We start from the raw sequence: 12,390 nt of genomic DNA, 5'->3' as shown, positions 1-12,390 counted from the left end.
TTAATACTAGCGTAGTACCGAAGAGCCTTTAATTTCTAGCTGCTGTCAGGATGATAAAATTATAGTAGCCTGTTTTCATAACGTGCACCAAATACAAATCAAACGTTGCAATATGATGTAATCAGAAACATTGGAGCCATCACACTTGATGATTTAACATGAAGCGCACACCACAGCCCCTTCGTACGCATCATAGCCATTTGCGTATCGACAATCGGCATTAATTGCGTTAACTTTAGATGTATAGACGTCTAAAGTTAAGCTTAGGGAGAAAGCCGTGCCAATTAGAATTCCAGATCAACTACCCGCTACCGATGTTTTAAGGACAGAAAACATCTTTGTGATGAGCGAGAGCCGCGCGGCAAGTCAGGAAATCCGTCCACTCCGAGTGCTTATTCTCAATTTAATGCCAAAGAAAATTGAAACAGAAACTCAGTTTCTGCGCCTGCTTTCAAACAGCCCTCTGCAAGTGAATGTTGAACTGCTGCGCATTGATAACCGCCCGAGTAAAAATACCCCAACAAAGCATTTAGACACTTTCTATCGTCAATTTGAAATGGTCAAAGACAAAAACTTCGATGGTATGATCATCACAGGAGCACCACTTGGCCTCGTTCAGTTTGAAGACGTTATCTATTGGGATCATCTCAAAACCATCATGGAATGGGCGAAAGACCATGTGACATCGACACTTTATGTCTGTTGGGCGGCGCAAGCCGGCTTAAAACTGCTTTACGATTTGCCGAAGAAAACACGCAAAGAAAAACTCTCTGGGGTATATCATCATAAAATTCACAACACTTACCACCCTGTGTTGAGAGGCTTCGACGATTCATTCTTAGCGCCCCATTCTCGCTATGCGGACTTTTCACTTGAGTTTCTCGAAACGCATACCGACCTTGATATCTTAGCGACATCCGATGTCGCAGGCGTATACTTGGCTACCACGAAAGACAAACGAAATGTGTTTGTGACTGGTCATCCAGAATACGACTCTCATACACTACACAATGAATATATTCGTGACTTAAGTGAAGGGATGGAACCTGCCATGCCCGTCAATTACTATCCTAACAATAACCCTGACAACCCGCCGTTTGCGAGTTGGCGCAGTCACGGACACTTACTGTTCTCTAACTGGTTGAACTACTGTGTTTACCAACAAACACCTTACGATCTCGACCATTTCAGCGAGTCCGCCTTTACCAAAGATGATTAGAGAAGTTATTTAGAGATTGTGAACTCAGCCGCCAGTTGGCGGCTTTTTCATACCAGTTTGCAAGCCCGATCGCATTGTCATTTATCCTGCATGGGTTTTCGTTTAGTAATCCATATCATGCAAAAAGGTTCAGGGATGGGGAATGAAAAATGAAGCTCACAAAACTTGGTACGTTATTGCTGATCAGTCAGTTAGGCGTCGTCGGCTGTGTAACAGTAAACGAGAACGGTCCAGTCGTTGAGGCCGATCCTGTCACTATGGCAGAATCCCGTATTGCCCTTGGGCTTGGTTATTTAAACAGTGGTAGCATGATCCGGGCACACGACAACTTACAGCAAGCACTGACGCACGCGCCAAACTACTACCGCGCACAACTCTCCATGGCCCATTACTATGAGGTGGTGGGCGAAGATAGCAAAGCTGAAAACATATATAAGCGTTCCCTGCGTCAACACAGCAATAACGGAAATGTTCTAAACAATTACGGGACTTTCCTGTGCAAACGAGGCGATTTCCCACAAGCAGACCAAATGTTCAATCGCGCGATCCAACAGCCCTATTACTACCTCATTCCCGCAAGTTATGAAAACGCAGGGTTCTGCGCGTTAAAATCAAATAATCCAGACAAGGCAAAATACTACTTCTCTCGTGCTATTGATCATGATCCTCATCGCCCGAAATCGATTCTACAATTAGCTAAGCTCGAGATTGATAGCGGAAACTACACCGATGCACGCCTTCGCTTAATGCGATTTAATCAAATGTATGGCGTTAAGCGACCTTCTCTTCAACTAATGGTCGAGCTTGAGCGGGAAGCTGGTAATAGAGTATTGGAGCAAAAATACCAAAAGCAATTGGATAAGTTAACCTGAGTTCAGGTTAACTCGTGAGAAACGGTCTAAAGCGTTATTCAAAGATAAGATACGGCTTGCTCTCTAACAGCACCTTTCTCACTGGCGTTTTAAACACCTCACCCAACCCCTCTTGGGTTAATACTTCATCAGCCGTACCAGATGAATAAAGGACGCCGTTACTCAACAGTAGCACTTTATCTGCATGCCTTAATGTTCGATTCAAATCGTGATTGGCAACCAAGACGGCAATGCCTTGTGCTGCCACTGCGTTGATCAGTTGATAGAGCAAACCTTCTTGCGCAATATCTAACGGCGCGGCGGGTTCATCCAAAATCAGTAGCTGAGAAAAAGGATTAATGGTTCGCCACACTTGCAAGCATACGCCTGCCAAACGCACGCGTTGCCACTCACCACCAGACAACGTTTGAATACTGCGATGAAGCTTATCTTGTAGCTGAACTAATGCCACAACCATGTTTAAGGCATCACGCACTTTGCTCTGAGTAATATTAGAATCAGCAATATTGGTGCCACTTGGTAAAGATAAGGCAAGATATTGGAATACGTCGATATTAAACGCTGGTCTAGATTGTTGACACAAATAGCCTCGCAGGTGTGCTTGTTCTGGCAGTGGCATGGCTAGCAGATCTTTACCATCAATCATCACTTCCCCCTTCACGAGCTCGCGATGGGGTAACGTACCAGAAATCGCGCCCAATAGAGTACTTTTTCCCGAGCCATTTGGCCCAACAACATGCACTACCTCCCCAGCTTTACATTCAAATGAAAGTGGCAAAAGTCGATTACCTACGGTAATGTGCTTAACGTGCATCATGGCTTTTCACCAACATCCAAATAAAAATAGGCGCGCCAATCGTCGTTGTCATCACCCCAAGTGGCAGCTCGGCAGAATCTAATAGCAATCTCGCACCGATATCCGCCAACACTAATAGCGCCGCACCAGAAATCGCCGACAATGGCAAGAGATAACGATTTTCAGTACCAAACGCTAAACGTAGTAAATGGGGAACAACCAAACCGACAAAGCTGATGATGCCGCCCAGTGCGACAGAACCTCCAACCAAAATTGAAATAGCAAAGATCAATTTCCAACGCATTTGGTGTACATCGATACCTAACTGGGTCGCGTGAATCTCACCAAGCATCAGCTTATCTAACGGTTTGCCTTTGCTGCACAACCAAATCAATACTGGTAGCAGCACTAATGTCACGGAGTGCTGATACCAACTCGCACCACCAATACTGCCCATCAACCAGTACATTAACTGGCGTAAACTCAAATCATCGCTGAAGTAGAATGCCCAAGTTACGATAGCGCTAGATAAAATACCTAATGCCACACCAACAAGGAGTAGACGCGCGGTCGTCAAATGCATCGCCCTCGCAATGCCAACTAATATGACCGTAAACAGCATTGAGCCGGCAATGGCTGCCAACATAAAGATCATTGGTGAAGGTAAAACGGGCAAGGCAAACATGGCGAACACCATCGCCAAACTCGCACCACCAGAGATCCCAAGCACGCCCGGTTCGGCTAATACGTTACCAAGCAGTACTTGCAGCGTTGCACCAGAGACGGCCAGTGCTGCGCCAATAATGGCAGCAGAGACAAGACGCGGCAAACGCAAATCCAACAAGAGTTTTTGTTCAAATGTTGAGAGAGATTGAAAAGGAGAAAGAAAAACCTCTCCTACCATCAGGTGAATGGCAGAGAGCAGAACGAGAATCACTGACATGATTAAAAGATTACGCTGCCAGCGTCGCTCCTTGTTTAGGATAAGTTGTTGAAAATCCATAGTAGCCGATAAATACAAACAAGGCTTAACCTTACAGTTAAGCCTCGGTAAATTGCAAACAACTTAGTCGTCTTAATTGCCAATACCTAGGGTTATTTGGCATCAATCGTAGACTAATTCGCCATCTTCAAAGCGAGTCTTCACTTCACATACCATTAATGCAGCGCGTTGACCGATCGCGACACGGCGATTCGGAAATACAATCGCTTCATTATCATTCTTCGCCATCAGCGGCTTATCACCGTCATGGCCAAATACTTCACCGTGCACAAACGACGTAAAGTTCTCGACGTTGTCATCAAACATGAAATCGAAGTCTTCGTGCAAGCGAACAATAGAGCGGCTGACACGGTACTTGATGCAAGGTTTCGATAAGTGTTCAGCTTGCGCTTCGGCAAGTAGATTGCGCAAAGACAAGTCGAATGCGGTTAGCCTATCCAGGTCATTTTCACCAATGCGAGCCACACGTCCCAGCTCCATGGTTAACGCTTGGGCACCATAGTTCTCAGCACTAAACCAACTGAACGTACTCGTTGGGGAGTTAGACAACAGTACCGCTTCGATGTGTGCGCTGTCTAGAAAGTCGATTAAGACTTTGCTACGCACTGGGTGACGCGTTTTTGGGCTAACAGCGAAGGTGTAATGCTTAGAATCACGAATTGCACAGTGCAAATCGAGATGCCAACGTGTTTCGGTCGCAGTATCTTGGTAGAAGTCTCTCACCAACAACTTAAGCGTATCTGCGATCGTCAACTCTTTGCTTGGGTTGTGTTCTTTTTCATCAAACAGACGGTTGAGGTTTTCTTCAAGGAATCTCGTATGCGCCAATGTTGCATCTGGATGAGCAATAATAAACAGACAGCGAGCCTCGACTTTTTGGAAGCCTGATTCGATGTCTTTGATCATAGTATCCACCAGCTCCATCGGTGCCGTTTCATCCCCATGCACACCACATGAGATGATGATGTTCTTGGTTTCCTGCGTATATTCATCAGGAATCACTTCTAGCACACCACGCTGATAAAGTTTCAGTGTTACACCGTTAGGCAGCAGCAGCTCCGCTGGAGCAACATCAGTATCTACAGCTAACGTGTCGGTTAAAAACGATTGGCGAAAGAGAGACTTCGTCATACGTTACTCCTTAATAGCACGGCGGGTATGTTAATAAATTGTACAAAGAATTTTTGTCGTTGCGATCCCACTTATGAGCAGAAGCCAGCAATTTTCTCAAAAATCCCATACCTTTTCGCGCCATGCTCTCGAATCAAGCATTGAGGCGTTCATTTTCCAAACAATTACAAGGTGTTAGGGCTATGAATTTTACCACAGCCCTTAATATGATCATTATGATTTGATCAACTTTTGGCGTTTATTCACTGCGCTGGGCAAGTAAGCGTTCAAATTCATCGACTTTATCACGCACAAGCTCAACACTTTGCTGCCAGAACTCAGGTTGAGTAAGGTCCATCGATAAGTGTTTTGTTACCACATCTTCCGCCATCATGTTGCCTGTATCACGCAATAATGCGACGTAATCACCGTAGAAACTTTCCCCTTTCGATTCGCGCTGCGCGTAAATACCTTTACTAAATAAGAAGCCAAATAGGTACGGATAGTTGTAGAAACTCACACCTGAAATCGAGAAGTGTAACTTGCTCGCCCAGAAGTAAGGATCCGCTTCACTCATTACATCGCCATACCACTCTTTCCACGTCTCAGACATTAGTTCACAGAAGTCATCTGCCGTGAGTTCACCGTTTTGGCGACGCTCATAGAAGGCTTTCTCGAACTCGTAACGAACGGGAATATTTATCATCAATGCCAACGCGGAAGACAACTCCTCCCAAAGCATTTCGAGTTTGTCATCCACACTTTCTGCTTTTGAAATCAGATGATCACGAACGATGTTTTCCGCAAAGATAGATGCCGTCTCGGCCAATGTCATTGGGTAGTATGTTTGACACAGCGGTAGGTCACGAATAACCCAGTTGTGAAATGCGTGCCCCAGTTCGTGCGCAAGCGTCATTAAATCAGAGCGGCTACCACTCCATGTCATGAATACCAATGGCGTACGAGTCGCTGGCAGCTTAGTACAGTATGCGCCAAGGCGTTTGTTAGCATTAGGTGCTGCATCAATCCAGCCATTTTTAACCATCATAAGCACAAACTCTGACATCTCTGGATTAACCGTTTCAAATGCCTCACAGATAACGTCTATCGCTTCATCGAAGCCATAAACCTTTGCCTCACCGCTTAACGCTGGCATTGCCGCTAGGTGATTCCATGGTTTCATTTCATCCAAGCCGTGCACTTTCGCCATTAACAGACCCGCTTTCTGACCAACATCCCGGCTGTCTTTTGCTACTTTCATCATCGCATCAAGCGTTTCAGCTTTGATTCGGCTACCGTGCAGGCTTGGGTCAAGGAAGTGAACATCGTGCTTCGTCGAACGCTTTTTGTTTTCGGTCAAACGCCAACCAGATAAGGCATTAAGAATCGCAGAAAAAGACTCTCGGTGAGTAGCCATTGCACTTTGCACGCCTTTCCATGCTGCTTCTTGTCGTTCAAACTCAGAGCCATAAAGGATGCTCGCAGCCTGTGAAAAACCAAGCTCTTCACTGTTTCCATCTGCATATTCTAACTTCACTTTTAGTGAACCAGTTAGGTTGTCATACAGTTTGCCCCACGCTGATTTACCATCCACGCTCATCGCCGCAAGTAGCTTCTCTTCTTCTGTACTTAGACGGCTATCGGCTAACTTTCTCGAATTGAGAATTGAGAATGCTTGTCCACTGATGTCTGGATTTTCGTGATCAAGTACACGAGCGATAAATTCTTCATCGGCGTGCGTCAATGTTAAGTCAAACGCACTGAATGCTTGGGATAGCTCCGAGAACAGACGCGTCATTCGACCAAGCAACGCTTTTGCTTCAGCATTCGTCGCATCCACCGAGGAATAACAGTTGGCAAAATTAGCAATTGTACCTGCCAAACGGCTTGCCGCTTCACTGGTTAAAATGGCATTTTGCATCACGTCTACAGACTGACAATCTGTCGACTGTTTGTTAAGCAAGTCGATACACTGCTCTACCAGTGCAATATCATCTTGAATTCGTGGATCCGCAAGGTCGTTATAAACGATGGATAAGTCCCAACTAGGAGTGGTCATTTGTAGTTCCTTTTGATGTAATCGAGCCACTTCTTCGCGCTCTTAAACTCAGTAGAGCTCGAGATCGTGGCTACTTCCGTGACTCATTTTCAACAAATGGTACGCCTATAGAGCGAACTGAGGCGTAAATTTGATCATCGATGGTAATCGTTATATGTGTTACTGACGCATTTCCTATCGCTAATGTCGAATACCATCGTGGATTGCGCCAATCTACACCCAACACGTGGGCAAGAATCATTCTTATTACGCCACCATGCGTGACAATTAGCAAGTTGTCATTGATATCGTTGATTATTTGAGACCAAACACAACTAACGCGCTGGTAAAACGCTTCTAGGGTTTCAGCATTTGGCAGGGGGTGCTGCGCGGGTGCGTTCCAAAAAGCATTCAGCTTAGCCCAATGATCAGATATCGTATCGAATGGCACGCCATCAAAGTCACCGAAATTGAGCTCTTGTAGATCGTTTTCTACATTTATCGGTAACAGTTGCTGCTCTGCAATGATCTGCGCCAAGTCGTGACAACGTGACAGCGGCGACGAGATGATACCCGCTACCGATTCCCCTCTCCTTTCCCAAGCTTGAGCTATTTTTAGTTGCTCAACGTGATCCACTTTGAGATCCGTCTGGCCATGTAAACCAGGAGGTGCGACAACCTTTCCATGCCGGACTAAATAGAGATTAAGCGTCTTCATGTATTGATATTCTATGATTTCAGTTCAAGAGGCAAGCCTGCGGCCACAAAGGTCACTTGATCGCACACCTGAGCCAACTGCTGATGCATTCTCCCTGCATTATCGACAAAGTAGCGACTTACTGCACCAAGTGGGACGATGCCCAATCCCACTTCGTTAGACACAAAAATCAGTGTCGCATTTGAGCTAGACACTGCTTTTACGAGTTTTTCAATCTGTGCTTCTAGCTGCTCATTACAGCAACCGTCACCCAATTCAAATATCCAGTTGTTAATCCAAAGCGTTAAGCAATCCACCAGCACAACATCTTTTAGGCCGAAGCTACTAATAAGCTCTGGCAGATGTAGTGGGCACTCATGCTCTTGCCAACCTTCCCCTCGCTGCTTCTGATGGTGTGTGATACGTTGCTGCATCTCTTCATCAAATGGTAGTGCCGTCGCGACATAATGCAGCATCGATTGGTTTTCTTTCGCCCAGTGCAGCGCTCTGCTTTCTGCCAAACTGGATTTTCCGGAGCGAGCTCCGCCTAGGATGAGTTGCTTCATGATATGTGGTAAAACGCAATAAGAGTGAGATAAACAAGTAGCTCGGACAATTGTTGAGCCGCCCCAAGACAATCCCCCGTAAAACCACCAATGCGTTGTGTTAACCAACGCTTAAAGCCAATGCGAAACAGTGCTAGAACCAGCGCGATGATCACCGCCTGACTCACGCCAAGTAAAAGCGCGACAACACCACTAGTGAATAGCAAGATTGCCACTTCTAAGCTTGATTGCTTATTCGCTAGCGGTTTACTTTTCGATGTGTCAGCATCGCTGACATAAGGCATGTCATAAATCAGCGTGGCAGCCAATGCCCGACTCACGGTATAAGCCACGACAATGATCAACCAAAACTGAGGTACTCTGACTAGCTCGCTCCAGAATACAAATTTTGCTAACAGCGCCATCACCAGCGTCACCGCACCATAAGTGCCAATGCGACTGTCTTTCATAATTGATAAACGACGCTCTATGGTCATTCCACCGCCAATACCATCGGCCGTATCGGTCAGTCCGTCTTCGTGGAACGCCCCCGTTAACAGCAGGCTAAAAACCATGGTTAACACTATCGCGACAGAAGGAGGAAAGAGAAGCGCAGTCAGTGAAAATACCACCGCGCATAGCAAGCCAAGTACCACACCAACGAGTGCGAAGTATCGACCCGCTTGATTCATACGTTCGTCACTGTAAGGTAAATGGGCAGGAACCGGCAAACGGCTAAAAAAGCTAACCGCTAACAGAAAAAGCTCGCCTTGATACCGCAGCGAACGAGTTTCTGATGACGTCATATTTTCAGAACAAGACACTAAACCGTTACTCCTGCACTCTCAAAGCTCGCCATTTTGTTGTAAAACTGAGCGGCTGCTTTGACGAGAGGTAATGCCAGCGCAGCGCCTGTACCCTCACCTAAACGCAAACCCAGATCTAACAGTGGCTCTGCTTTTAGGCACTCCAAAACAAATTTGTGACCATTTTCTTCAGAGTAGTGAGCAAACAACATGTAGTCACGCGTTTCTGCATCCAATAAGGTCGCGACATAAGCAGCAACAGAGACAATAAATCCATCGACTAGTACTGGCGTTTTAAGGCGCTTGGCTTCAAGAAATGCTCCCACCATCTGCACGATTTCAAATCCCCCCACTTGCGCTAATACGCCTTTGGCATCTAGCTCGTGGCAACGACTCACAGCTTGCGCAACCAACTTGATTTTACGGTTCAATTGCTCTTGAGCGATGCCGGTACCATAACCGACACAATGCTCGACTTCCAAAGGACTGAGTGCTGTTAACAGTGCAGAAGCGGAGCTTGTATTACCAATTCCCATCTCACCGAACATGAGTAAGTTTGAACCGTTTTGAATGCTTTGTTCAGCCACTTTTGCACCAAATTCTAAGCCCAAGCCAACTTGCTCTAGAGACATTGCGGTTTGCTTAGAAAAGTTTGCGGTACCGTTACCTAATCGCTTTTCAATCAAATTAGGATGATGTTTAAAATCAGGAACCAACGTATCGATTGGCGATAGCATGCCACAGTCGATCACTTTAAAATCGATTTGGTTAATATCGCAAAAGCAGTTAATCGCTGCGCCGCCCGCTAAAAAATTAGCAACCATTTGTTGTGTGACCGCGCTTGGAGCAATGCTTATGCCCTCTTCAGCAATACCATGGTCACCGGCAAAGATCAGCATAATTGGATTACAGATTTCTATATTGTCAACCGCTTGTGACTTACCTTGACTTTGAATGAGCGCAAGTTCTAATGCGATCTTCTCAAGTTGGCCAAGTGCTCCTAAAGGTTTGGTTTTGTTATCAATGCGCGCTTGAATTTCGGGGACAAAAGAGCGTTCCATGATGATGGTTCCTTTCTATTTATTTTGGGCGAGCGACAGAGAAAGCGTGTTCCAACCAAGCGATAAAACTACCTTGGCGATAATGTGCTAAAATTAACGTTCATGCGACGTCCTTGGTCTTAGAAAATCTTTTGAGATTTAAAATCTCTTAATTTGTAAATAGGACAAGTGTACCCCTCTTCTACCCAATTTCATCTGATTTTCTGTGTTAAAAGGCGTTTTTGTCATTTTAAGTTTCATTTTGATAAGCACATGAATTTACCAAATTAGTTTACTCCTTTAGACCAAGTCCAAAGCGTTGTCTGCTATGTATACCCAAGTAACCTCGAGATGCTTGGTTCAGCGTATCTAATACTAAAAAGTGAGGAACCATGTTTGCCAATCAAAGTCGCCGTCCCGCGAAAAAAAGTAAGTCTAATCCCCCACGCCATCGCCGGCGAGCCATTCCCTTGTCATTTTCCTAATCACACGACCCGCATACTCTGCGGGTCACTTTGATGAGTTAAACACGACTTAAATGCCGAGGGGGATGAAATACGCTACACTAGCGTAAGCAGCTGTTCTCAATAAGGAAGAATACCATGAGTAACGATACAAACGCCTGCGTGATTATCGCCGGAGCGACAGGGTTAGTAGGTAAAGAAATCGTTACCAACCTAGTGTCACAGTCTGGCATTGAAACCTTGTATTGCCTTTCTCGTCGAACTTTGGATGAGGTATCTGATCCTGAAAATAAAATCATTCCTATCATCGATGCAGACCTTTCTATCCACCACTGGGATGAACAACAACCGACGCCAAAAATTGGTTTCATTTGTTTGGGTACCACGCTTAAACAAGCGGGCAGCAAAGAAAACTTACGTAAAGTTGATGTCGAGCTAGTGTGTAAGGTCGCGCAACAAATGAAAATGATTGGGGTGAAACGCTTAGCCGTTGTCTCTAGCTTAGGTGCAAATGCCACCTCCTTATCCCATTACCTCGCTTGCAAAGGGCAGATGGAAAAAACCATTGAGAAGATAGGATTTGAAGAGGTGGTCTTTGTTCGACCTGGACCTCTCGTTGGAGAACGGACAACGCCACGTAAAGATGAAAGGCTGCTTCAAAGTGTTTTCAAGGTCATTCGCCCACTTATGATAGGAAAGTTGGCTGATTTCGTTCCAATTAACGCGAAAGACGTTGCCAACGCGATGATTTATCAAGTATTCAGCTACCAGAAAGATCCTGTGGTCTATCTGCATAGACGTGACATGCTCGATTTATTGCATCATTACGAGTGACGTTAGGCACTTCGCCTTCCTGCATGCCCGTGTAGCATGACAAGTTACTAGGCGACTCGGTCTGGGAGTAATTCTATGCACTCGCAGAGTCATTGTATCTAAAACATCGCTCCGTCATGTCTCAATCAATATTTGCGACACAACCAAAACTTCTGGTACGAATCACCTTGTTAGCTGTACAATTTTCGTTAAATGTGAACAAATAAATAGTTAAGAATGCTAGAGCCAAATTTAGATAAATACCAAGCAATTATCTTTGATTTAGACGGAACCTTGATAAACTCTATGGTCGCTCACGCTGCTGCTTGGGAACAAACCTGCAATAAATTCAATATTCCCTACGACAAGGAGTGGCTTGATGATCTGGGTGGCATGCCCTCTCGCAAAGTTGCACTTGAGATTATCAGACGTTATGCGCTGACAATCGATCCTATCGCTGTTACAAAAGACAAAATTGCAAATTTTGAGGCGATTGAGAACAAGGGAAATATTATTCCTCAAATATACAACCTTCTAAAAGAGTATCAACGTTCTAAAAAGATAGGCATTGGAACTGGTGCTCAATACCGACATGCCAAAGAGATCCTAGACGCCACCGATATTCAGAGCCGCATTGAAGCTTTGGTTACTTCTGATGACGTAGAGAATCATAAACCTAATCCAGATACCTTCTTGAGAGTTGCGGAAAAGCTCAATACTGATACCGAAAAGTGTGTCGTATTCGAAGATACGACCATTGGTCGACAGGCAGCTAACAGAGCAGGGATGGATTGCTATCTCGTCAAACATGGCGAAATTATCGACTTCTACCCTGCAATTAAAACTAGAGAAGAATAATGAAAGAGTGCCTTATCGCTCCCTCTGAATAGCCACCGACTTGATAGACACCTTTTAGTTAGACAAAATGACTAATAGAGAGGTGCTTATGAGCAGCAAAAGATATCCAGAAGAATTTAAAATTGAAGC

At 45.1% G+C, this 12,390-nt stretch carries 12 protein-coding genes; 4 read left to right on the top strand and 8 right to left on the bottom strand.

The window, feature by feature from the left end; genetic code table 11:
• Positions 1 to 277: 277 nt before the first annotated feature.
• Positions 278 to 1,219: a homoserine O-succinyltransferase gene (gene metA, locus AK966_RS11750; protein WP_099078091.1), complete on the top strand. Its 942-nt coding sequence runs from the start codon at positions 278 to 280 to the stop codon at positions 1,217 to 1,219.
• Positions 1,220 to 1,368: 149 nt separating this feature from the next.
• A complete protein-coding gene (pilW, locus tag AK966_RS11745; RefSeq protein ID WP_099078092.1) occupies positions 1,369 to 2,091 on the top strand; it encodes a type IV pilus biogenesis/stability protein PilW in 723 nt (240 codons plus the stop codon).
• Between the two features lie 34 nt (positions 2,092 to 2,125).
• On the opposite strand, the gene btuD is transcribed toward pilW, so the two are convergent.
• The 8 genes from btuD to cobT all read right to left on the bottom strand — a co-directional run bounded on the left by btuD (position 2,126) and on the right by cobT (position 10,147).
• Positions 2,126 to 2,908 (bottom strand): vitamin B12 ABC transporter ATP-binding protein BtuD, encoded by a 783-nt coding sequence (btuD, locus tag AK966_RS11740; RefSeq protein ID WP_099078093.1) that lies wholly within the window; start codon positions 2,906 to 2,908, stop codon positions 2,126 to 2,128.
• Positions 2,895 to 3,890: a vitamin B12 ABC transporter permease BtuC gene (btuC, locus tag AK966_RS11735; RefSeq protein ID WP_099078094.1), complete on the bottom strand. Its 996-nt coding sequence runs from the start codon at positions 3,888 to 3,890 to the stop codon at positions 2,895 to 2,897. The genes btuD and btuC overlap by 14 nt, the downstream gene beginning before the upstream one ends.
• A 102-nt stretch (positions 3,891 to 3,992) precedes the next feature.
• Complete coding sequence (locus tag AK966_RS11730) at positions 3,993 to 5,021, bottom strand: succinylglutamate desuccinylase (protein ID WP_119464206.1); 1,029 nt, start codon at positions 5,019 to 5,021, stop codon at positions 3,993 to 3,995.
• Between the two features lie 238 nt (positions 5,022 to 5,259).
• A complete protein-coding gene (locus tag AK966_RS11725) occupies positions 5,260 to 7,059 on the bottom strand; it encodes a M3 family oligoendopeptidase (RefSeq protein WP_119464205.1) in 1,800 nt (599 codons plus the stop codon).
• 70 nt (positions 7,060 to 7,129) lie between these two features.
• Positions 7,130 to 7,756 carry an alpha-ribazole phosphatase gene (gene cobC, locus AK966_RS11720; protein WP_099078097.1) on the bottom strand — a complete coding sequence of 209 codons (627 nt, stop codon included), beginning with the start codon at positions 7,754 to 7,756 and terminating at the stop codon, positions 7,130 to 7,132.
• An 11-nt stretch (positions 7,757 to 7,767) separates the two neighbouring features.
• Positions 7,768 to 8,301: a bifunctional adenosylcobinamide kinase/adenosylcobinamide-phosphate guanylyltransferase gene (cobU, locus tag AK966_RS11715; protein ID WP_099078098.1), complete on the bottom strand. Its 534-nt coding sequence runs from the start codon at positions 8,299 to 8,301 to the stop codon at positions 7,768 to 7,770.
• Complete coding sequence (locus tag AK966_RS11710) at positions 8,298 to 9,086, bottom strand: adenosylcobinamide-GDP ribazoletransferase (RefSeq protein ID WP_099078144.1); 789 nt, start codon at positions 9,084 to 9,086, stop codon at positions 8,298 to 8,300. The genes cobU and AK966_RS11710 overlap by 4 nt, the downstream gene beginning before the upstream one ends.
• Positions 9,087 to 9,103: 17 nt before the next feature.
• Positions 9,104 to 10,147 (bottom strand): nicotinate-nucleotide--dimethylbenzimidazole phosphoribosyltransferase, encoded by a 1,044-nt coding sequence (gene cobT / locus AK966_RS11705; protein ID WP_119464204.1) that lies wholly within the window; start codon positions 10,145 to 10,147, stop codon positions 9,104 to 9,106.
• Between the two features lie 581 nt (positions 10,148 to 10,728).
• Between cobT and AK966_RS11700 the strand changes: the two genes are divergently transcribed.
• Entirely contained in the window at positions 10,729 to 11,424 is a 696-nt protein-coding gene (locus AK966_RS11700) for an NAD(P)H-binding protein (RefSeq protein WP_119464203.1), read from the top strand.
• 216 nt (positions 11,425 to 11,640) lie between these two features.
• Positions 11,641 to 12,261 carry an HAD family phosphatase gene (locus tag AK966_RS11695; protein ID WP_099078101.1) on the top strand — a complete coding sequence of 207 codons (621 nt, stop codon included), beginning with the start codon at positions 11,641 to 11,643 and terminating at the stop codon, positions 12,259 to 12,261.
• Positions 12,262 to 12,390: the final 129 nt, after the last annotated feature.

The organism is Vibrio sp. PID23_8 (assembly GCF_003584965.1).
Lineage (GTDB): Bacteria > Pseudomonadota > Gammaproteobacteria > Enterobacterales > Vibrionaceae > Vibrio.
This window is presented reverse-complemented; position numbering and strand designations above follow the sequence as displayed.

What these genes read in the sequence shown, in the direction of transcription:
- pilW (WP_099078092.1), top strand. Translation starts at nt 1,369, where the DNA reads ATGAAGCTCACAAAACTTGGTACGTTATTGCTGATCAGTCAGTTAGGC.
- btuD (WP_099078093.1), bottom strand. Translation starts at nt 2,908, where the DNA reads ATGATGCACGTTAAGCACATTACCGTAGGTAATCGACTTTTGCCACTT.
- btuC (WP_099078094.1), bottom strand. Translation starts at nt 3,890, where the DNA reads ATGGATTTTCAACAACTTATCCTAAACAAGGAGCGACGCTGGCAGCGT.
- AK966_RS11730 (WP_119464206.1), bottom strand. Translation starts at nt 5,021, where the DNA reads ATGACGAAGTCTCTCTTTCGCCAATCGTTTTTAACCGACACGTTAGCT.
- AK966_RS11725 (WP_119464205.1), bottom strand. Translation starts at nt 7,059, where the DNA reads ATGACCACTCCTAGTTGGGACTTATCCATCGTTTATAACGACCTTGCG.
- cobC (WP_099078097.1), bottom strand. Translation starts at nt 7,756, where the DNA reads ATGAAGACGCTTAATCTCTATTTAGTCCGGCATGGAAAGGTTGTCGCA.
- cobU (WP_099078098.1), bottom strand. Translation starts at nt 8,301, where the DNA reads ATGAAGCAACTCATCCTAGGCGGAGCTCGCTCCGGAAAATCCAGTTTG.
- AK966_RS11710 (WP_099078144.1), bottom strand. Translation starts at nt 9,086, where the DNA reads ATGACGTCATCAGAAACTCGTTCGCTGCGGTATCAAGGCGAGCTTTTT.
- cobT (WP_119464204.1), bottom strand. Translation starts at nt 10,147, where the DNA reads ATGGAACGCTCTTTTGTCCCCGAAATTCAAGCGCGCATTGATAACAAA.
- AK966_RS11700 (WP_119464203.1), top strand. Translation starts at nt 10,729, where the DNA reads ATGAGTAACGATACAAACGCCTGCGTGATTATCGCCGGAGCGACAGGG.
- AK966_RS11695 (WP_099078101.1), top strand. Translation starts at nt 11,641, where the DNA reads ATGCTAGAGCCAAATTTAGATAAATACCAAGCAATTATCTTTGATTTA.